This is a genomic window from Geobacillus genomosp. 3, from assembly GCF_000445995.2.
Taxonomy (GTDB): domain Bacteria; phylum Bacillota; class Bacilli; order Bacillales; family Anoxybacillaceae; genus Geobacillus.
This window is the reverse complement of record NC_022080.4, coordinates 3,217,082-3,238,335: the sequence shown is the minus strand read 5'-3', so window position 1 is coordinate 3,238,335 and position 21,254 is coordinate 3,217,082. Positions and strand designations below refer to the sequence as shown.

Below are 21,254 nucleotides of genomic sequence, written 5' to 3'. Positions count from 1 at the left end.
TGATGCAAAAGGTTCGAGTGTTGCATGTTTTTGGGAGAATGAATCGTGGTGGTGCCGAAACTCTAATAATGAATGTTTTTAGAAATATAGATAGGGAAAAATTTCAGTTTGATTTTTTAGTACATTCTAAGGAAGAGGGGCATTACGATCAAGAAATTAAAAAGCTAGGAGGCAATATATATCCTGTCCCTCATCCTAGAAAGAATATATTGCAGTATAAAAAAGGGCTAAAAAAAATATTACGTGAAAAGGGGCCGTATGATGTCATTCATAGTCATATTTTTACCTTTAGTGGATATATATTAAAAATTGCTAAGGAAGAGGGAGTACCAATAAGAATTGCACATAGTCATAGTACTCAAAAAGGACGTCCTTCAGGTTTTGTTAGAAATATATATAAGGGATATATGAGAAAATTAATATTAAAAAATGCAACTAATTTAATAGGTTGTTCCAAAGAAGCGTGTAAGGCACTTTTTGGACCTGAATGTTTTAAGAATAGTAATGTACAAGTAATTAGAAATGGCATTGATTTAGAATTGTTTAAAAAGGTAGAAGAAGGATTATTTTTAAATCTAAGAAATGAATTGCACTTGAATCCAGAAGTTAAGTTAATAGGACATATTGGCAGATTTGTTGAAGCAAAGAATCATTCCCGATTAATTAAGATATTTTCATTATTATGTAATGAAATGGACAATGTTCACCTTGTATTGGTTGGCGATGGTCCGCTTAAAAACAAAATTAGCGATTTAATTAAACAATATGGTATTGAGGATAAAGTGCATATGCTTGGTGTAAGAAGTGATGTACCTGAAATATTAGCTAACTTGGATTTATTTTTATTTCCTTCTTTATATGAAGGATTAGGATTAGTTTTAGTAGAGGCTCAAGCTGTGGGGCTAAAATGTATTACATCTAACACAGTTCCATCTGAGGTAGATATCGGAGCTGGATTAGTAGAATTCATTGATTTAGAGTTAGATGATTATATATGGGTAAAGAAAATTAAACAAGAATTAATAAATAATAGTAATATCTCATTAAGGAGTGAGGAGATTAAGGAAGCTGGATATGATATTAGAGAAGTTGTTCAAAATTTAAATTGTATATATAATAACCCAATAAGACATCAAATTATTTGAATTGTACCCTGCTAAGATTAAATTGTATATCTAACAAGCAGGTTATTATTATGAATATGACAAAGAGGAAAGGTGAGATCTCTTTATTTATGAAATATGTATTTAAAAAATATACAATTTTGTGCATGATATTTCTTTATCCTTTTTTTAATCTTTATTCTATTTATTTATCAAACTTAACTTCATTATCTTCTGCGTTTTTATTAATTTTTTTCTTTTTACCAATTATTATTTTTAGTTTTAATAAAAGAACTATATATTTTAGTATAAAAAATATTCCTTATTATTTTTTAGTTATATTAATTTTGTTAATAGGACTTCTTTGGTCTACTGAATTAACTCGTGGAATATTTTATATTATCTCGTTGTTTTTAGCGGCCTTATTTAGTTGTTTACTTTATAATTTGGGATTACTAAAATCTGCTTGGAGAGCCTTTGCTTTTTCTGTAACTATATTCTCTATTCTTTTGTATTTTAAAATTTTACAAAGAAATTTTGTATATTATGAACTTGACAGATTTGGATATATACAGGGGAATGAGATTTTTTTAGATCCTAATTGGTTAGCTAATTGGTTAGCTATTAGCTTCTTATATTACTTTTTTAGTTTAATGAAAGAAAAAAAAATGTATACAAATAGTATTTCGAAAGTGAAAAAAATTCTATATTTCTTGTTAAGTATTTTAAATCTATACTTTATTCTATTAACTGCGTCACGTAGTGTATTTTTAGCACTATCTGTTGCTATATATATATACTTACTTTTAAGTAAGAAGATAAAACAGTTTTCACTAATTAACTTACTACTCGCGTTTGTTATATTAATATTAATAAATGTCAATGTAAATGTTTTTGATAATTTGAAAATATTTGATAGGTTAGAAGAGACCTCGATATTAAAAAGTGATAGGATGGATTTGGCGATTTCTTCTTTTAAGGCTTTAGTTCAAGATCCATTTACTTTTTTAATGGGTTATGGTACTGGTGGGGGAGATAAAGCTATAGGTCCATACTATTATGGGGCTATTCGTCAGGAAGATGGTGTTTTAAGATACAATAATCATAATGTTTATCTTGATTTATTGCTACAAATAGGGTCATTAGGTATATTGATTATTTTTTCGTTAGTTTTTTTTGTTTTGAAAAACATTTTTATAAGTATTAAAAAAGAAAATTATGCGTTTATTACTCTTCTTATTTTTACTCTCATAGCGTCATCAGCCTATAATCCAATAAAAAATGGTGTATGGGTTATAACCGGGGGATTTTTAATTGTATTGTATTTGTTTAACTATAGTTCTGATGAAGAGAATACCAAGCTTTCCTCTAATAGAAAGAAGAGCTCGATATCCATTACCAAATTGCCTACAACTTTTGGGAGAATTTAAACCAAACATGTTCATGAGTTTTAGTTGCTATTTGATTTTTCAAATGTTGCTTTATAGTGATAATGATGTAGTGATAACTCATTAGCTCCCTAATGAATTTGGACACTCGATAAGGTTGTTTTTTATAATCGAAGTAACCAAATGAAGGGGGCTTTTGATATACATGAAGCGGAGAAAACATTCCAAGGAATTTAAACTGCAAGTGGTGAAAGAAGCATTAGAAGTCGGGAATAAAGCATTAGTGGCTAGACGATATGAGATTAGTCCGAATATAGTCCAGCGATAGGTGAAAGCTTATCAAGAAGGGCAACTAGAGGAAGCACCTGCCACTCACCCCTCTTCAGCCGAGGAAAACGAACAACTCAAGAAGCTATTAGGGGAAAAGATTTAGAAATTGCCAGGCGTGTTGATTATCCAATAAAATCCAAAGGGTATAGAAAAAAGAGCACCTTTCCTGTAGAATGTGAGTAGCGACACAAACAAACCCAGGAGGTGCTCTCTATGAACAAGCATACCACACTCCCGAATTTGATGCAAAAACTTGTTTCGGATGAAGAGATTCAACTGATTGCCGAAGCGGTTGGGTATCGTGATTCGTCTCGAACCTTTACGTTGCGCGAGTTGATTCACTTCTTCCTGCTGGCCGCCATGCATCAATGGAAAAGCTTTCGCCACGGAGCCGATGTGGGGCCTCTGTATGGATTGCCGCGATTCCATTATTCAACTGTATCCAAGAAAGCGAAAGAAGTTCCCTATGACATCATGAAACGCTTGTTGGCGTTGATCATTTCCAAGTGCAACCGCCAAACCCGCCGTTCGCTTCGGTTTCCCAAACCGCTTCGGGTGGTGGATTCGACGACCGTCACGGTCGGGAAAAACCGCCTGCCATGGGCGCCGTATCACGGCGAACGCGCCGGAGTGAAGCTGCACGTCGCGTATTCGCCGGAATCCTCGTTGCCGGCAGACGTGGTGGAAACCATCGGACTGCGTCATGATGGCCCGGTGGGAGAACAGTTGACGAACGCTCAACAAGTGCTGGTGGAAGACCGGGCGTATTTCAAAATCGAACGCCTCGATCGATTTGTGGAGCAGCATCAGCTCTTTGTCATTCGGATGAAGGACAACATCGAACTTCATCAGAAAAAAAGCTTGAAACGCCTTTCCAGCACATCCTCATCGGTTCAAGCCGACTTCACGTGCCAGTTGGGGACGAAACAATGCCGCTCCACCAAGCGTCACCGGGTGGTGATCTTTCGAGATGCGAATGGCCGCGACATTCGGGTCGTGACGAACCTCTTCCATGCGTCTGCGGAACCCATTGCCGACATGTACCAACAACGTTGGACTGTTGAGGTCTTTTTCCGTTGGGTGAAGCAATATCTGAATGTCCCGACCTTGTTTGGCACGACGGAAAATGCGGTATACAACCAACTGTTTGCGGCGTTCATCGCGTATGTGTTGCTGCGATGGCTGTATGATCAAACCAAAAAACAGACGAACGTCTCTCTTTCCTTCATTTCGTTCGTTCGCCGTTTTTTCTCTGGGCAGCTTCCTCTCGATTGGAAATCCGGGATGGCCGCTGCTTTGTTTGAGTATGCCCAAATTTATGGAAGGCGTATGTATAATTTTGGATAATCAACACTCGTGGTGTTATAATTTTTTTATTAAGGGAGATTATCAACTTTAGCATATAAGGGATGATAGCGAATGACTAGCAAATCTCGAATTTTTCTTTCCCCTCCCCACATGAGCGGAAACGAACAAAAGTATATCAATGAAGCTTTTGAAACAAATTGGATTGCGCCGCTTGGTCCGAATGTTGATGCGTTTGAAAAAGAGTTGGCGGAATACGTAGGTTCAAAAGGGGCGGCTGCTGTTAGTTCAGGGACGGCGGCGATTCATCTTGCGTTACGGTTGTTAGGTGTACAACAAGGAGATACAGTCTTTTGCTCCTCATTGACATTTATCGCGAGTGCCAATCCGATTTTGTATCAAGGGGCGGAGCCTGTTTTTATCGATTCGGAGCCTGATACGTGGAATATGTCTCCGGTGGCGTTAGAAAGAGCGATGGAAGAGGCGAAAAGGGAAGGCAAGCTTCCAAAAGCGGTGATTGTTGTTAATTTATACGGTCAAAGCGCGAAGATGGATGAAATTTTAGCGATTTGCAATCACTATCAAGTGCCAGTGGTCGAAGATGCGGCGGAGTCGCTTGGTTCTACATATAAAGGGAAGAAAAGTGGTACGTTTGGAAAGTTCGGCATTTATTCGTTTAACGGAAACAAAATTATTACCACCTCTGGTGGGGGAATGTTGGTTTCCGATGATGTCGAAGCATTGCAAAAAGCTCGTTTTCTAGCGACTCAGGCGCGTGATCCGGCTCCGCATTATCAGCATAGCCAAGTAGGATATAACTACCGCATGAGCAATATCGTCGCTGGCATCGGCCGGGCGCAGTTGGAAGTGTTGGACGAGCGGGTGAAAGCGAGACGAGCCATTTTTGACCGTTACGTGCAAGCGTTAGGGGATATCGAAGGTATTCAGTTTATGCCTGAACTGGAAGGTACGATGTCCAACCGCTGGTTAACGACGTTGACAATCGACCAGCAAGCGCTTGGCGTGACGCCGATGGATATCATTAATGCGCTTGCGGAGGAAAATATTGAAGCACGTCCTGTATGGAAGCCGCTTCATCTGCAGCCTGTGTTTAATGGAGTAACGTATTACCCGCATCAGGAAGGTTGGAGCGTTTCCGACGAATTGTTTGCCAATGGCATTTGTTTGCCTTCTGGCTCTAGCATGACCATCGACGAACAAAACCGGGTTATTGACGTCTTTATCAAAGCGATAAAACGATAAATAACCATTTGCAAGCCTCCTGTTGAAGTCATTCAGCAGGCGGCTTATTTAATTTTTACGATTTGGGGGTGACTGTTATGTCGAAGAAAAAGACTTTGCGACCAGAAACCGAGCGTTTCAAACATATATTAATCGAAGCGTATCAACGCGGGGAATTGTCCACCAATATGACCGCAAAAGACATGGTTCAAGAACTTGCTAATCAGTTAAAACAAATGTTGAAAAGAAATCATAAGTAGTATTGGGAGGCATGTATGCTATCGTTTCAACAGCTGCCAAAGTCCATGAAAAAAACGATCCGCTACATTCTTCAAGATGTTCAGTCATTGGAGAAATTGGAGCGGATAGAAAAAACGATTCACTATTATATTCAAAAACGAAAGAAGGAATTAAAAAATGATTCGTTTAAACAGATTAGGTGATGATATGAAAAACAAACTTGTTCTGTGGGGGCTTGTATTCGCATGGTGTGGGATGATTTATTATTTTACGGAATCTCCCATGTTTACTGGTACGAATACAGCAAGTTGGATTAGTGAAATCGTACAAAAGCTACAATTAGGGCATGTCGATCATATCAATGATGGATTCTTATCATGGAATTACATCGTGCGTAAATTGGCACATCTTTCGGTATTCGGCTTGCTTGCGGTTCTTGGGTGGAGAGCGTTATATCCGCGGCGGTTCGCGATGGTTGGCGCGTGGGTGTTTGCTGTTATTTACGCAGGTTTGGATGAATGGCATCAGTCGTTTCAGCCGGGACGGACTCCGCTTTTGTCGGATGTGGTGATTGACGCGTGCGGGGCGGGGATTGCGTTATTCGTTGTACGGGTTTATTTACGAAGGACAGGTTCTTCGGTGTGAGAAAGATTGCGAATTCCTTCTATGTTTTGCATCATGGTTAGATCCTCTGTTTCCTCTTCTGCTATACCCGCTACATCCATTCCATTGGTGAACTTCTCCATAACTAACCCATAGATGCTTCAAGATTGCTTTTTGTTATCTTCGCTTACGAGGAATCCTTTTTTACATAAAATTTCTTCCTCAATCATTACAAAACTATGATATGGATTGGTTTTTGAGAAGAAATCATTAATACGGTTGGGGTCAACATGTGTGAATAAGGGGAGAGTTGTAAAAACGTAAAATTTGTATTATAGATGTATGTGTAAAAGTAAATCTGGCTACTGGGGGAGATGATGCTAAATGGAGGCAAGTGAAAAAAAGATCAACGAGATACTGACGGAAAACAAAATTTATGAAATTCCTCCTTATCAACGGCCGTATTCTTGGGAGAAAAGCCATGCGCGCGAGTTGATAGAAGATATTTGCCAAGCTTATCAGCGTAATGACCCTGAATACTTTATCGGATCGATTATTACGATTGAAAAAGAACGCAACCGCCGTTATGAAGTCGTAGACGGCCAGCAGCGGTTAACGACTTTAAATATTATTTTTGCGGTTATGAAGCAGTTGATCACGCATCCTTCTAGTGTAGAGGATATTCAAAAACGAATTATGCCGGTAAACCCTTATACGGATGAACCGGAGCAGCCTCGCCTGATAGTCAGAAAACAAGATCAAGCATTTTTTCAGAAGTATATCCTCATGGGAGAAGATATAAGCTCTGCACAAGAAATGAGTGAAACTCAAGCGAAGTTTTATGACAATATGCTTGAAATCAAACAAGTAGTTTCAGAATTCAGCGAAGTCGAGTTGCGGCGGTTGGTCAATTATATTTTAGAACATGTATATGTTGTCTTTGTGGTCACCGATAACTTTACCTCCGCCTACCGGCTTTTTAATGTCTTAAATGCGAGAGGAATGTCTCTTTCCAACGGGGATTTATTAAAAAACCGGCTGTTTGAATATTGTGAAAGCAAGCCTCTTGAGAGAAGCCGAGTGGAAGAATGTTGGAATGAACTGGAGAATATCGTTGGCATTCGGCAGCTGGATAATTTCTTAAGCCATTTGCGGACTTCGATCAAAGGGAACAAGCAGCAGGAAATTCTTTATCAAGAGTTTGATGAGATCCTTGAAGAATATAAAGAAGCTCCCGCTCGTTTCGCTGAATTTCTCCTGCGCTCGGCTCATCATTATGAAAAAATTATGGAAAACGATTTCGATAATCATCTTAAGACGCAAAAACTCATCTCTTCCCTCCATCGGGTCGCTCATGATGAGTGGATACCTCCTGTGCTTGCGTTTCTAAATAAACCGGTGCCGGATATGGAATTCGCTGATTTTGTTGAATTAATGGAAAAAATCACGTACCAAAACTGGGTTCGCCGGCTTGGCAAAACAAAGCGAAATACGGTTTATTATCAAGTGATTAATTTGATCAATAAAGGATGTTCAGCGGATGAACTGATTGAAACGGTTAAAAAATATGCGGATAATAAAGAATTTGAACAATTGATACGTGCGGATATTTACCATTCTCCTGCTGTAAAAGCAATACTCCTTCGCTTGGAACAAGAAAGCCAAGATCAGAGCGTGGTAAAACAATTCCATGGACGAATTACGGTGGAGCACATCCTTCCGCAAAAGCTAAAAGATGAATATTGGATCCAACGTTTCACGCCTGATGTTCATCAAGAATTGGTTCATAAGCTTGGAAATTTGACTTTATTGAGCGGTGTGAAAAATTCTGCTGCACAATACTATTCATTTGACCGTAAAAAGGAAATTTACGAAAAACGAAACAAAAAAGTATCGTTTGATCTTACGAAAGAAATATTAGAGGAAAAGGAATGGACAAAGGACCAAATTCTTTCCAGACAAGAAAGACTGGTCAAAAAGGCAATGGAAATTTGGAGCCTGTGACCAGCATAGGCGCCTGCCGCTGGTCGAAGGCTGTTTCGCTAACGAAGCCATTGAAACATGTAAAAAAGCAACCAGCTGCATAGCTGTCATAAATATGCCGCCCGGGCGCCCCGGCGCGGCTTGTCTCTTTCTCGGAGAAGATGGATAAGGAACCGGGCTGGGAAGCGGAATATTCGCTTGAAGATAATATTTTCAGTGCATGGAAGCGGCATCGTGGAAATGTGAAGGAAATACAGAGCCTCCCGCTGAAGGAGTGTTGTCAGCGGGAGGCTGATTGTTTATCTGCGTCAATCAATCAGTGTTAAAATCCAATCTTTTAAATCAATCATGCGTAAATGTTTTGGGGACGAATCGGTGCCAGTTATAATCATCGGCACTAGCGAATCTTGTTTATGAAGCCCCCCGTGGCTTGCTCCTCCAACATGAGTTGGAGAGCCTTCACCGATAAATTCAAATCCCGGTTTAGCACTTGCAACAAGATAATTTCCTCCATGAGAAGTCAGCGAGCTGTACAATCGGGCCAGTGCATCCGGATATTCATCATAAAAAATCTTATTGTTCTTTACCGTAAGATTCAAAACGCCTGCATCTCCTGCTAGATCCCACGATTGTTCATACTCATCCACCAATGGCCCATTCGGTTTAAAAATGAGTCTTCCCGGCCGAACTCCAGATATGACGTGCACGGATTCTTTTTCCATCCAGGCAATGACATCCACTCTGTCGTCTTTTGCAGCGTTTTCGCGATATCCGGAAGTGGCGCTCACCGCCCGAAATTTGTCGAAATATTGGTAATTGAAAGATAAATGGGAGGGTATTACAATGATGGGTGAGAACTAATGTTCTGTGATTGGGAGGGATGGATGAGTGACGGTGAAGATTTTAAGCATTGGGTTAAGGGGGTTAGAAGGGTATCGGGTGCAGGTGGAGGTGCAGGAGGTGCCTGGGATTGCGGCGATGGTGATTGTTGGGTTGCCGGATGCGTCGGTGAAAGAGGCAAAGGAACGTGTTCTTGCTTCGCTTTATGCTTTCGGATGCGACTTTTTTGATAAAAGGCTTGTTGTTCATTTGTCTCCGCCGGAGCGGAAAAAGCATAGTCCGATGTTTGATTTGGCGATGGCGATTGGGATTTTGAAGGCAATGGGCAAGCTGACAGCGCCGGTTTCCCCCGATGCAGCGTTTTTAGGTTCGTTATCGTTGGATGGAGCGATTCAGCCGGTGGATGGCATGCTTCCAGCGATATTGGCAGCAAAGAAGCTCGGTTTTCAAAAAGTATACCTTCCGTATGATCCCACACTTCCGCTTCATCATTTGAAAGATCTCGATTGTATCTTTGTTCAGACATTGGAAGAAACGGTGCAATATCTGCACCCGAGTTCGACAGTGACTAGGCAAACAAAATGCCTCTCGCCCCTTGATGCAAAAGGGACGAGAGACATTTGGGCACACTTCGGGCGTGTATCTAGGCGCGGGGATGGATGCCTAGGATCTTCGGAGGAGGCTCCAGCCCTAGAGCCGTAAAGAGTTGCGCTTGTTTGGCCGTCAGCTCGGTTCGTTGATAAAGGTCGCCGTTTTTGGAAGAAAAATGTCCAAGCATAAGACGCTCACATTCATCCCTTACTTTCGGCCACGATTCATGAGTCCGGATCTCCACGATCCGAACTAACAAGAGGGCTAGCCAACTGAGCAGCACATGCGCCCGGATGCGGTCTTCCAAGCGATGATACATGGGACGCAGCTCAAGTGTCGATTTCAACGTCCGAAAGGCCTGCTCGATATCCACCAGCTGCTTATACCCAGTGGCGACATCTTCGGCAGACAAGGTGTCATCAGAGGTTCGGATGAGATATTTGCCGTCGTACTTTTCCGCGTCACGAACCGCCTGCTTGTCGATGCGAAGGGTTCCATCCTTCAATTGACGCAAGTATTTTCCGTAGGACGGATGGGAACGCAGCCGGCAGGTGGCCTTATGATGAGTTTCATTAGGGAGTTGGCGAAGCCCCTCCAACTCCTCTTTCAGCGATTCGAGCAGCGTTTCCCGTTCTTTGCGTTGGCGTTCGGCTTCGCTGGGATTGTACACGAGAACATAGCGTTGACGGGCTTCTCCGTCACCCACGATGATTTCTTTGATATGCAAGTTTTCGCGAACTTGTTGGTAGCGCCCGCGGCGGCTCAATGCCTCTTCGACGGCGGCTTTGCCGGACCGCATTTTTTCGCCGACAATGTAGTGTCCGCCGGCCTGTTGCAAGATTCGCAAATTCTCTTCAGAGGAAAAGCCGCGGTCCATGACGCTGATCACACGTCCAAGCTTCCAGCCAATCAAGTCTTGTTTCACCTGTTTGATGACCGTCATGTCCATGGTATTGCCAGGCCATACCCAAGCGCGAATGGGGACTCCTTCCCGGGTGACGGCCAGTCCAATGACGATTTGGACCAAGTCTGGGCGTTTGTCTTTCGAGAATCCTTGTTTTCGAAGTGATTCTCCTTCCGGTGTTTCAGAGGGATCCACTTCGAAGTACGACGAAGTCGTATCGAAGTAAATCAAGTCGACTTCCAAATTCAATAAATCGGCCACGGCATGGAACACTTGGCGCTCCAATTCCGGCTGTACGGCCAGCAGCTCATCCATCGCCCGGTATAACTGGTGGCTGGCGGCTTGAGGAAGGTGAGGGATATACACGTCTTTCTCCACCCACTCCTCCATCGCCAACTTGCTTGACGGATGAAGGGCGCGATTCGCCACCATGGCAAAAATGAGCCGTTCCAACGGAATTTGATGATGTCGGGAGGCAAACAAGGAGTGGAGAATCTCTCCCAACCCCAGTTGTCTCCAGAGCTGATCCAAGAGCCAGACGCCGCCGAGGTGTTTGCATGACTGGAATTGAAAGTCATCGGAGGCTTCTTCTGTCAACCTTTCGACTTCCCAAGCCTGCTCAGGAGAAAGGAATCGCGAAATGCTTTTGGCCAGACGCTCCAAGACGGCGCGATCCACTTCATCTTCGCGCCCGAATGAATAAATCACCTTCGCTTTCGCATATTTGGCCTTTGGATCCCATTCATTGTGAGCAAGCTGGAGATAAGCAACGGTCGTTCCGTCTTTGTTTTTGCGTGTGACTCGTCGTATGTACATGCCTATATTATAACGTATAAACTTTATATTTAAAAGAAAAAATTAATAAATCGTGTGCCTATGAAATTCGGCATTTTTTCCTAGGATCCACATTACGAAACCCTTGATATAACAGCATTTTGGTCATTTCCATTTGCCTAAAATGACCTCAAAACTGTCGAACTCGGGCTGCAAGGACAACGTGTTCTTTCGTTACCCCCAGCTTTTCGCACTCCTGAAATCATAGACCCTCCGCGAAAGCATCATCGGGATTTTCAATCGATTATTGGCCATCATCAAGCAAAGCGAGCATTGGAGATCGCAGCGGCAGGCGGACATCACGTGTTAATGGTTGGACCGCCTGGGTGCGGGAAAAGTTTGTTGGCGGAAACGTTTCCGACGATTTTGCCGAGTCTTTCTCATGATGCGCAGTTAGAGGTGATCAGTTTGTACCAGCTGGCAGGGGAAAAAATCGAGAGCGGCCATCCGCCTTTTCGTCATCCGCATCATTCCGCTTCATCGGTTTCTTTAATTGGCGGGGGAACGCACCCAAAGCCTGGCGAGGTGTCGCTGGCACATCGCGGTGTTTTGTTTCTCGATGAAATGGCGGAATTTGCGAAAAAGACGCTGGATATGCTTCGCCAGCCGTTAGAGACGGGGAAAGTGACGATTAGCCGTATTTCGTCGACGGTGACATATCCTGCGGACTTTATTTTGCTTGGGGCGATGAATCCGTGTCCGTGTGGATATTTAGGCTCAAGAACGCGCTATTGCACATGTAGTCCGAAACAAATTCAAGCGTATCGAAATCGTGTTTCCGGGCCGATTTATGACCGGATGGATGTTTTATTGTCATTGGAAGTCATTGATTTCACCAAAGAAACGAGGGTTTCGGAATCTTCGGAAACCATAAGGAAAAGAGTAGAAGAAGCAAGAAGAAAGCAATATGAACGTTACGGAAAAGAAATAACGAATGGGCGTGTTCCTTTTGAGTTATTAATGGAAAAAAGCCCGCTTGCCAAAATGCAGCAACTTCTGTTGCAGCAATGGGCATCCCAACATCAATGGAGCAATCGTGTACAAACGAAAATCATTCGGTTGGCAAGGACCATTTCCGATTTAAAGGGAACCGAAGAGATAGCGGATGAATCGCTTTGGGAAGCGATGACGCTAAGATGGATGAAAACATATACGAAGCAACAGGCAACAGCGAGGTAAAAAGAATGGGACGGCAAAAGCGGATCTGGGTGCCCCATCGGTTTTATCATATCGTTTGCCGCGGCAATCGGCGTGATCCCCTATTCAAGGAAACAAATGATTTTCTCGCTTTTCTTCATATCCTCCACCAGCTTCACGAAAAAATCCCATTTGAAATAGCCGCATATTGCCTTATGACGAATCACTTTCACCTGCAGCTGCGCTCAAAACAGGAGCCGATTTCGAAAGTCATGGCGCTCATGAACAAACGGTATGCGAATTATTATAATACTCGCTATCGTTTGACGGGACATGTATTTGAAAAGCGTTATTATGGTAAATGGATTGACAATGACAGCGGAATGTTGGAAGTGAGTCGATATATTCATCTCAATCCTGTAGAAGCTCATATGGTGCATGCGCCGGAACATTACCGATGGAGAGTTTATTTGTATATGCATCCCAAATCGCTGCCTCCGAAATTTATGAATATGGATGCATGATTAGATTACTTTTCAGGAACAAAAACAGAGCGGAACTCACATTTCGCACCCTAGCAGGGGAGAAAGAAAGGATTTTTTATTTCGTTTTTCAGAATAACGTTTCGACCAACACGACTAGCGATGGCAATCCTTTTTTTACCATCGCTAGTCGTTCCATATGACGTTACACGTAAATGCTCTCATCCATGCCCAATCCCTGCAGAATCCTTCGCTGATCAGGGGTGAGCGGTTTCCCTAGCCTGCGTTGGATTTGCCCATCCGGCAACTCCAACAGGACGACTCTGACATACCAAAACAATTGAAAAATCGCTTGTCCGGTCGGACGGGTCAGCTTGCGGCCTCCGGCGCCCTTTAATGGGCGTTCGGGTGTGATGAACTGACGCACCCGGCGCTGGAAGACGCGATAAATGGCCAAGGCCAGCAGAAACAAATAGCCCAACACCGCCACTCGTTCCGGTTTTTTGACGTAAATTTCGTCCGTAAAGAACGGATCTTTTAGGAAGGAGAAGTTCATTTCCACCGAGATCTGCCCTTTATACAGCTTCAAGATCTCTTGGGCATCCATGGGTTGGCCCTTCCATTCCTTTGGAACAGTCGTGACGAGGACAAACCGGGACGCTTTCCGTCTCGCCTGCTCCCACGCGTCTTGGTTGAATTCCACGCTCAGCCGAAGGGTGTACAGCGTCTCCATTTCCGGTTCCGCCCCTTTTTTCGGCCGTCCACGCCGTTTTTTCGGGCGCACGATCTCTTCGACGACGGCCTCCACTCGATGGAACCGGGGACGAAGGGATGCCTTCAAGGAGGCCAAGGCTTGTTCGGCGTCTTCCCGACAAGAGAAAGGATGACGCTCCCAACGGGCTTGTTCCTCGCGAAGAAGCTCCGCTTCTTTGGTTCGTTCTGTTTCGAGCGTCTTTCCTTTTCGCTGGTCGAGCGCACTCGATTCGACGACGATCAGTCGTACGGGCTGGCCTTCATATGTCGAGGCCGTTTCCCATACCCGGTACGTGGCGCCGTTTTTCTCGGCCAGCGCAAAGGGGGCGCTCCACGCCGAATCGGGTTGGGCATCCGCCTCCGAAAGCGCCGTTTTGACAATCCGGAGCGACGACGGCCCTCTCGTGATCAAAAAGGCGTTGGCGGCTTTCGTTTGCGCCAGCGTGTCCTTCGTCATCGCAGCGGAATCTGCCACGTAAATCCATTCGTCTTCGATCTTCGCTTCCCTCAGCTGCTCATGGACTCGCGACAACACCTCGGGATTCCACGTTTTGTCCGGCACGTTGCCGTCGTGCACGTCGCCGTAAAACGGAATGCCGTCCTCGTTGCCGATCAGGCCGAATCCGATCTGCTTTTGCCAGCGATGATGGCGGTTATAGCCATAGGTGATGTGCAACCCATCCGACGAATCGGATTCATACGCACCGTAAACCGTCTTGTCCGTCGTATCCGCGTGAAAGACACGGAGAGGGAGGCCTTCTTTCTTGTAGATTTGTACCAGGCAAGACGAAAGGACTTGATGGATATTGGCCTCATACAGCCGGTCCAAATGGCGAGCAATGGCATCGTCGTTGAACCAAGACGGATCCAATCCTGGCCGGATCAGCTTGGGCAAGTCGATGTCATGCGCCCACCGTTCCAAATGAACGAGGGCTTGCCGGCCGCTCAAGATATCCAAGAGAAGCAGCCCGACCACATCACTGGCTCGGGTTTGGCATTGAGGATCCACCGGAACCAGCCGGTCAATCAGCTGAGGGAGGCCAAGATCTTTGAAAATGGTACTTATTATATTCAAATAGGAACTTTCATAAATCGCCCGAATTCGAACGTCCATGATGGAAAAACTCCTTTGCATTCCTTGTGTGTCAAGGACCTATTCGACACCGGGATGAAAAAATCCTCCCGATTTTGGTCGAGAGGGTGCGAAATGTGAGGCGGAAGAAAAAATATGCTGAATTTGTGAGGGGGTGAGGGTGCCTGTCACTTGTCAGCCATCGAAAGCGCGTGGAAATGGCATCAGCGGAAAGGACGATGATTAGGCCGCCCCTTGGTGGGGCGGTTTATTTATAGGCATTTTCTATATACAGCGGTTTCCCTAATGAAATGAGTGCAAGAAAATTCTTTCAGGTGTAAAATATAATTACAATACCGTTTTAAAATAAAAGGGAGAGGAAAGGTATATTGGAAGGGAATATGGAAAAGAGACCCTTCAATGTTTATTGTAATTCCATTAGTTTAAGTATGACTCTTCATGATATTATCCTTAATCTTCAACAGCAATCGCCCGATGAGAATATATACCTCGGAAAGGTTACTATGAGCCCACAACACGCCAAACAATTTGCTTATTTGTTATTGAATTGATTAACGAACAAATCCATTAGTTTTGGCCGATTTTGCCTCTGGAATGGATTCCACTATATCATCCTTCGCTACTTTAATGCGGCTGGGGCGCACGAGCCGGGGGCAAAGCGGTTCTATTTTCTAGAGCTTAAGTGCACTGGATGGGAGCCGTATTTGACATAAACATTAGGACTTGATTTTATGCGAATATTTTCGTTATTTTTTGTATATTATGCAAAGGTTGCAAAATATGAGGTGCAACATTTGATTGAACAATTGAAACAAACGCGCATTATCTCCTCCTGAATGGGGGGGCAGGGCTGATGTTTGATGCAAAACGAACACAACCGTTCTGCGCAGCCGCGGAACTTCAGGGCATAAAAAAGATGGCTTGTCAGTTTCGAACATTCGCTTTTCTAGTGAAGGGTATGGAGAACGAAACAGCGAAGGGAAAAGGTTTTTCCAAGGGATCTCCCCCTTCCCCGTGATGCGGGTGGGAGGGGGATCAAATGTATTTTATCATCGCCGTTTCATCGCAACAGTCCAGTTTCGGGCAGTTGACGCAATCAATCCACACTTTTTCCGGCAGCGTTGATTTGTCCACGATCTCAAACCCGCATTTTCGAAAAAACTCGACTTGGTAAGTAAAGGATATTAACCGCTTCACCCCGAGTCTGGCCGCCTCGTCGGCAATATGGTCGACGAGCATGCGGCCGATTCCTTTCCCCATATGGTCAGGAGATACGACGAGCGAACGCACTTCCCCGAGATCGTGCCCCAGGATATGCAGCCCGGCGGTGCCGACGATTTGGCTGTTCTCCCTGGCGACATACATGCATTGCAAGTGCTGGTAGATGGACAGCAGCGAGCGGGGCAGCACGAGTCCTTTTTTTGCATAGTGTTGGATGAGCGCGTGCATGTCTTTGACATCGCTCGTGACGGCATGGTCGATTTGCATCGGGTTCCCTCACTATCTATCGTATGATTATAGGTTTTCTTTTTATAAATATACGATATTTTGTGTTTATATTCAATCGCGAATTTGCTGAGGCTGCCCGGTGTCGGATTTCTTTGCAAGCGAACTCTAGGTGAATGGTTGCGCTTTTTGATTCAGGCGGGTATGCAGTTTCCACTCTCTTTTTCGCTGCCCTCCTCTTTTTGGCTGTCTTCCACCTCCCCTTTTGATCGCGTTGTCCGCTTTTTTACCCCTTTTCTAGAACGTTTCATTGCTTTTTGTCCGGTTGAAGTGTCGAACAGCTGTTTCGTCAAGCATGCAACGCTCATGTTCCTTCACGGGATGTCCGTATCCGTCCCAGCGCTTGGCGAGCGCCATGCCGTTTCCATTGTCATAGGTTTTGATGAATTTATGGAATAAAAAGGATTTTTTGAGGGTATATAGAATTAGTTATAAATGGCATGAATTTCTTTTCACTTTTCATGGCCGATTGCGCTGCGGTGCACTGGAAAAGGCCGACGTTTGGGGTGAAATGACTCACATTTCGCACCCTAACCATCCAGAATAAAAGGAATTTTTGCTTATTTTTTCGAGATAACTTTCGGATCAGCACAACTAGCGATGGCAATCCTTTTTTTTACCATCGCTAATCGTTCACTATGGCGATTAGACATAAATCCCTTCGTCCATTCCGAGTCCTTGCAGGATCCTTCGCTGTTCGTATGTGAGCGGCTTGCCCAATGACCGTTGGAGTTGTCCGTCCGGCAGCTCAAGCAGCACCACTTTAACGTACGCAAACAACTGAAAAATCGCTTGCCCCGTCGGCCGGGTCAACTTGCGGCCTCCCGCGCCCTTTAACGGGCGCTCTGGGGTGATGAACTGGCGCACCCGGCGTTGAAAGACGCGGTAAAGAGCCAATGCCAAAAGAAAGAGATACCCTAACACAGCGACCCGTTCTGGTTTTTTCACATAAATCTCGTCCGTAAAGAACGGATCTTTCAGGAACGAGAAGTTCATTTCGACCGAGATTTGTCCTTTATACAGAGCCAAGATCTCTTTTCCGTCCATCCGTTGGCCCTTCCACTCCTCCGGTACCGTGGTGACGAGGACAAAACGGGACGCTTTTCGTTTCGCTTGTTCCCACGCCTCTTGATCGAATTCGATGCCAAGGCGAATCGTGTAGACCGTTTCCGTTTCCGGTTCGGCTCCTTTTTTCGGGCGTCCGCGCCGTTTTTTCGGACGCATCGTTTCTTCAATCCCCGCTTCAACGCGATGAAACCGGGGACGAAGGGACGCCTTGAGGGAGGACAAGGCCTGTTCGGCATCCTCCCGGCAGGAAAACGGATGGCGGTGCCAATGGGCCTGTTCCTGCCCAAGAAACTCCGCTTCTTTGGCCCGCTCCTTCTCGAGCGTGTTCCCTTTTCGCTGGTCTAGGGCGCTGGATTCCACGACGATCAGCCGAACCGGATGCCCTTCATAAGAGGCCGTCGTTTCCCACACCCGGTACGTGGCGCCGTTTTTTTCCGCCAGCGAAAACGGATCGCTCCACACCGCCTCTTCCGAATCCGCTTTCGCGAGGGATTCTTTCACGATGCGGAGCGAATGAGGCCCCCGGGTGACCAAAAAGGCATTGGCGGCTTTCGCTTGGTACAGTGTGTCTTTCGTCATGGCGGCCGAGTCGGCGACGTAAATCCATTCGTCATCGAGCTTCGCTCGTTGAAGCTGTTCATGGACGTGAGCAAGGATCGATGGATTCCATGTTTTATCGGATTGATTGCCATCATGAACATCCCCATACATCGGGATGCCATCCTCGTTGCCGACGAGCCCAAATTGAATTTGTTTTCGTCTCACGCCCTCCCGATTGTAGCCATAAGTAATATTCAGCGTTGCGGACGAAGCCGATTCATACGCGCCGTAAAGCGAGAAATCGGTCGTATCCCCATGGAATGCCCGGAGAGGGATGCCTTCTTTTTGATAGATCTGAAGCAGGCAAGCCGAGAGGATCGAGTGAATCCCGGCTTGATACAGACGATCCAAATGGCGCGCGATGGCGTCATCGTTGAACTGGGAAGGCTGGACGCCTTCTCGGATCAATTTCGGCAGATCGATCTCATGCGCCCAGCTTTCCAGATGAACGAGCGCCTGCCGGCCGCTGAAAATATCTAGGAGGATCAACGTGACAATATCGCTCGGTCGGGTTTGACATTGGGGATCAACGGGAACCATTCGATCCATCAGCTGAGGGAGGCCGAGCTGCTTGATGATCGCACTCATTATATTAAGATAAGAACTTTCATAAATTGCCCGAATCTGAACAGTCATGAGGACGAAACTCCTTTGCTTTCTTGGTGTATCAAGGTTTTATTCGGCAACTCCCTCAAAAAATCCTCCCGATTTTGCGTGGGAGGTTGCGAAATGTGAGAAATGAACAGAAAGTCTTCAGCGGGAAGGAAGGGCATAAGGTTGATGATGGGGGAAGCAATATCAGCTGGAAATGATTTTGCATGGGCGAGGCAATCCCGTTAACTGGACGCAGAAGCAAGTCAATGTTTACCTGAAAAACGCCGCTGGCGGTAGCGTCAAAAATTTTATGAAAACTCCACACAGACCATTCCGTTGCGCATTGTCACGCTCAGCGGATAGACAATGATCTCATATTGGGTCCTGATGATTATGAAGCAAATAGGCGAATCATTGAGGTAACAAAGTTTGTCACTTCTTTGTTTTGGCTGTTGGGTGTCGTTGCCGCCATGATGGCCGGAAACAATAGGGGCGCAAGCTTTTTCGCCCAACCATTGCAATTCCAGGGGAAGCCCCGAGTGTGGAGGGTAAACTTTTGACAATGCCCTGAACATGAAAGGGGCTTGGAGTTGTAGAAGGAACAGGTCCCAATGAAAATGGGGAAATTCTCCTGCTTTTTGTTGGAAGGGTGTGAAAGGTGGGCTGAATGTTGCTTTTGAAGTCCCGGTGAAAACCGATTTTTTTGCAAACCAAAAATCTACAAAATAGTAAAAATCGTATTCTATTATGCCGATAAAAGATATAGAATAGTAAGCATAAATGACTATTGACTTATGAAAAAAGAATTAGGGGGGTCTACGGTGACTGTCATTCCAACATTGGAAGGGAATATTGCGAAACGAACATTGCAATTTTTTTGGATTGCCGACTGCTCCGGTTCTATGATGGGGGCTAAAATTGCCTCTCTCAATCAGGCGATTCGGGAAGTGATTCCTGAGATTCGCGCCGCCTTGGCAGCGCATCCGGAAGTGCAAGTGATGATGAGGGCGATTAAATTCAGCGATACGGCCAGTTGGCATGTGGGTCCTTCCCCTGTTCCGATCGAAAACTTTGTTTGGCCGGACCTGCAAGCGAACGGGTTGACTGCGACGGCACAGGCGATTCACTTGTTGTGTGAGGAACTGGACATCGAAAAGATGAACAGAAGGGGATTGCCGCCGGTCTGCATCCTGTTATCAGACGGGTTTTGCACAGATCCGCCAGAAGAATACGACCAAGCCATTCAAAGACTGAAATCGCTTCCTTGGGGGAAAAGGGCTGTTCGGCTTGTGATCGCGATCGGGGATGAGTATGAGTATGATGAACAAGAGTTGCTGAAGTTTGTAAGCCATAGTGAGATTGGCGTGCTTAAAGCCCATACTTCCCAACAGCTCATTCAGTACATAAAATGGGCAAGCATCACCGCCACAGTGGGGGCATCGGTTGGGAAAAGTTACGTCGGGAGCGGCAGCCCGTCGACTAACGTTGCCTTGCCTTCTCCTCCCGTTGTTCAGACGACGGATGATGATCTCGATGTATTTTAAGGGCATGGAGGGGCTTTATGAGTGATATAGGAGGAACGCATCAAAAAATATACAACCATTCCGCCTATGGCTGTTATACGATCGTTTCGGTTCAAGGAGCTTCTCATGTGAAAAATCAACAGCCTTGTCAAGACGCCTTTGCCTGCCTGGAAGATAGCGAAACGGGCGGGCCGCTCATTATCGCCATCGCCGATGGCCATGGCGATAAACGGCATGATATGAGCCATTATGGCGCAAAGCTCGCCACCCACATAGCGGTTCATGTGTTGAAAGATTTATATGAACAGCTGAAGCAGTCGAGAACATATTTATTTCGCAGCTTCCGGGATGATTTTCTTAAAGAAGTCGTCAAGCAGTGGAAAAAAGAAGTGTTGGCGCATGCGTCCGCACATGACATTGATGGGACGGATCCGTCAAAGGTGTACACGAGATACGGAACCACGTTGCTGGTGGCATTAGTATGTGAGGAAGAGGCGTTAGTCGGGCAGATTGGAGACGGTGACATTCTTGTGATTGATGGGAAAAATCGCCCCATCCCGTCCCTGGATAAAGGGGACGATTTAGTCGGGAATGCCACCTACTCCCTCTGCTCGCCAGAGGCTAACCGCTTTTGGAATGCGGCCCGTATTCCCCGTCCGCTAGGCAATAAATTTTTGATGATGAGCACGGATGGGCTTTCGAATTGTTTTGAGGACGACGACAATTTTTATAAATTTGCCTCGAGCCTCGCTGAATATGTGGATCGCCATACCTTTTCCTCGGCCAGCGATGCATTTCCTTCATTGCTATTCACCTACTCAAGCAGGGGAAGTGGAGATGATATTACTCTTGCCCTGTTGAAATTTAAAAACATATCCACCCCCCCATATGCGGCCGGACACCCAGGAAGAAACACGTCCGTCCGATACGATGGAGGAAAAAGAGCCGGCGGCTGTCTTGGAAGCGGATGAAGAACGTGACAAAAGCCGTTCGCTGGAAAGCGGGAAAAGCGAGTCGTGCACCTATCGGTTAGGTCCGTTATCGAAAGAAACTTACAGAAAAGCAGGCGGGAGTATCTATAAGCCTGTGTCATTAAACAACGACAAATTGCAAGGTCCGATCATTAATACAAGGC

General features: G+C 45.2%; 16 protein-coding genes and 2 pseudogenes. 13 read left to right on the top strand and 5 right to left on the bottom strand.

Annotated elements, in window-relative coordinates; all coding sequences use genetic code 11:
• The first annotated feature begins 2 nt into the window (after positions 1 to 2).
• The 7 genes from M493_RS16140 (at position 3) to M493_RS16105 (ending at position 8,215) form a co-directional block, all read left to right on the top strand.
• On the top strand, positions 3 to 1,145 hold the full coding sequence (locus M493_RS16140) for a glycosyltransferase family 1 protein (RefSeq protein WP_020961460.1): 1,143 nt from the start codon (positions 3 to 5) through the stop codon (positions 1,143 to 1,145).
• Positions 1,146 to 1,195: 50 nt separating this feature from the next.
• On the top strand, positions 1,196 to 2,533 hold the full coding sequence (locus M493_RS16135; protein WP_020961459.1) for an O-antigen ligase family protein: 1,338 nt from the start codon (positions 1,196 to 1,198) through the stop codon (positions 2,531 to 2,533).
• A gap of 163 nt (positions 2,534 to 2,696) precedes the next feature.
• Positions 2,697 to 2,819, top strand: coding sequence for a transposase (locus M493_RS19135; RefSeq protein ID WP_020961458.1), 123 nt, complete (start codon positions 2,697 to 2,699; stop codon positions 2,817 to 2,819).
• A gap of 215 nt (positions 2,820 to 3,034) precedes the next feature.
• On the top strand, positions 3,035 to 4,168 hold the full coding sequence (locus M493_RS16125; RefSeq protein WP_020961457.1) for an IS4-like element IS5377 family transposase: 1,134 nt from the start codon (positions 3,035 to 3,037) through the stop codon (positions 4,166 to 4,168).
• A gap of 72 nt (positions 4,169 to 4,240) precedes the next feature.
• Positions 4,241 to 5,389 carry a DegT/DnrJ/EryC1/StrS family aminotransferase gene (locus M493_RS16120; RefSeq protein ID WP_020961456.1) on the top strand — a complete coding sequence of 383 codons (1,149 nt, stop codon included), beginning with the start codon at positions 4,241 to 4,243 and terminating at the stop codon, positions 5,387 to 5,389.
• 396 nt (positions 5,390 to 5,785) lie between these two features.
• A complete protein-coding gene (locus M493_RS16110; RefSeq protein ID WP_020961453.1) occupies positions 5,786 to 6,253 on the top strand; it encodes a VanZ family protein in 468 nt (155 codons plus the stop codon).
• Positions 6,254 to 6,595: 342 nt separating this feature from the next.
• Positions 6,596 to 8,215 carry a DUF262 domain-containing protein gene (locus tag M493_RS16105; protein WP_015865265.1) on the top strand — a complete coding sequence of 540 codons (1,620 nt, stop codon included), beginning with the start codon at positions 6,596 to 6,598 and terminating at the stop codon, positions 8,213 to 8,215.
• Between the two features lie 287 nt (positions 8,216 to 8,502).
• On the opposite strand, the gene M493_RS17910 is transcribed toward M493_RS16105, so the two are convergent.
• Positions 8,503 to 8,934 (bottom strand): alkaline phosphatase family protein, encoded by a 432-nt coding sequence (locus M493_RS17910; protein WP_223810856.1) that lies wholly within the window; start codon positions 8,932 to 8,934, stop codon positions 8,503 to 8,505.
• Positions 8,935 to 9,082: 148 nt separating this feature from the next.
• Between M493_RS17910 and M493_RS16100 the strand changes: the two are divergent.
• Positions 9,083 to 9,583 (top strand): annotated as a pseudogene (locus tag M493_RS16100) (magnesium chelatase domain-containing protein); the annotation flags it as partial.
• 94 nt (positions 9,584 to 9,677) lie between these two features.
• Here the strand turns inward: M493_RS16100 and M493_RS16095 are convergent.
• Positions 9,678 to 11,345: an IS1634 family transposase gene (locus M493_RS16095; protein ID WP_020961450.1), complete on the bottom strand. Its 1,668-nt coding sequence runs from the start codon at positions 11,343 to 11,345 to the stop codon at positions 9,678 to 9,680.
• Positions 11,346 to 11,513: 168 nt separating this feature from the next.
• On the opposite strand from M493_RS16095, the pseudogene M493_RS16090 reads away from it, so the two are divergent.
• Positions 11,514 to 12,542, top strand: a pseudogene (locus M493_RS16090) (YifB family Mg chelatase-like AAA ATPase); the annotation flags it as partial.
• 5 nt (positions 12,543 to 12,547) lie between these two features.
• Entirely contained in the window at positions 12,548 to 13,024 is a 477-nt protein-coding gene (locus M493_RS16085) for a transposase (protein WP_020961448.1), read from the top strand.
• Positions 13,025 to 13,187: 163 nt separating this feature from the next.
• Here M493_RS16085 and M493_RS16080 read toward each other — a convergent pair whose 3' ends face one another.
• Together M493_RS16080 and M493_RS16075 are read right to left on the bottom strand one after the other, a co-directional pair.
• Positions 13,188 to 14,849, bottom strand: coding sequence for an IS1634 family transposase (locus tag M493_RS16080; RefSeq protein WP_020959017.1), 1,662 nt, complete (start codon positions 14,847 to 14,849; stop codon positions 13,188 to 13,190).
• 1,014 nt (positions 14,850 to 15,863) lie between these two features.
• The gene (locus M493_RS16075; RefSeq protein WP_020961445.1) at positions 15,864 to 16,316 is read right to left on the bottom strand and encodes an N-acetyltransferase; all 453 of its coding nucleotides are present in this window, start codon (positions 16,314 to 16,316) and stop codon (positions 15,864 to 15,866) included.
• 138 nt (positions 16,317 to 16,454) lie between these two features.
• Here M493_RS16075 and M493_RS18465 point away from each other — a divergent pair, with 138 nt between their 5' ends.
• Complete coding sequence (locus M493_RS18465; RefSeq protein WP_128754856.1) at positions 16,455 to 16,733, top strand: hypothetical protein; 279 nt, start codon at positions 16,455 to 16,457, stop codon at positions 16,731 to 16,733.
• A gap of 246 nt (positions 16,734 to 16,979) precedes the next feature.
• Here the strand turns inward: M493_RS18465 and M493_RS16070 are convergent, their stop codons facing one another.
• Positions 16,980 to 18,638, bottom strand: coding sequence for an IS1634 family transposase (locus M493_RS16070; RefSeq protein ID WP_020961443.1), 1,659 nt, complete (start codon positions 18,636 to 18,638; stop codon positions 16,980 to 16,982).
• A gap of 779 nt (positions 18,639 to 19,417) precedes the next feature.
• Between M493_RS16070 and M493_RS16065 the strand changes: the two genes are divergently transcribed.
• Positions 19,418 to 20,140 carry a vWA domain-containing protein gene (locus M493_RS16065; protein ID WP_020961442.1) on the top strand — a complete coding sequence of 241 codons (723 nt, stop codon included), beginning with the start codon at positions 19,418 to 19,420 and terminating at the stop codon, positions 20,138 to 20,140.
• A gap of 17 nt (positions 20,141 to 20,157) precedes the next feature.
• Positions 20,158 to 21,090, top strand: a complete 933-nt coding sequence (locus M493_RS16060; protein WP_023817788.1) for a PP2C family serine/threonine-protein phosphatase — start codon at positions 20,158 to 20,160, stop codon at positions 21,088 to 21,090.
• The last annotated feature ends 164 nt before the right edge of the window (positions 21,091 to 21,254 follow it).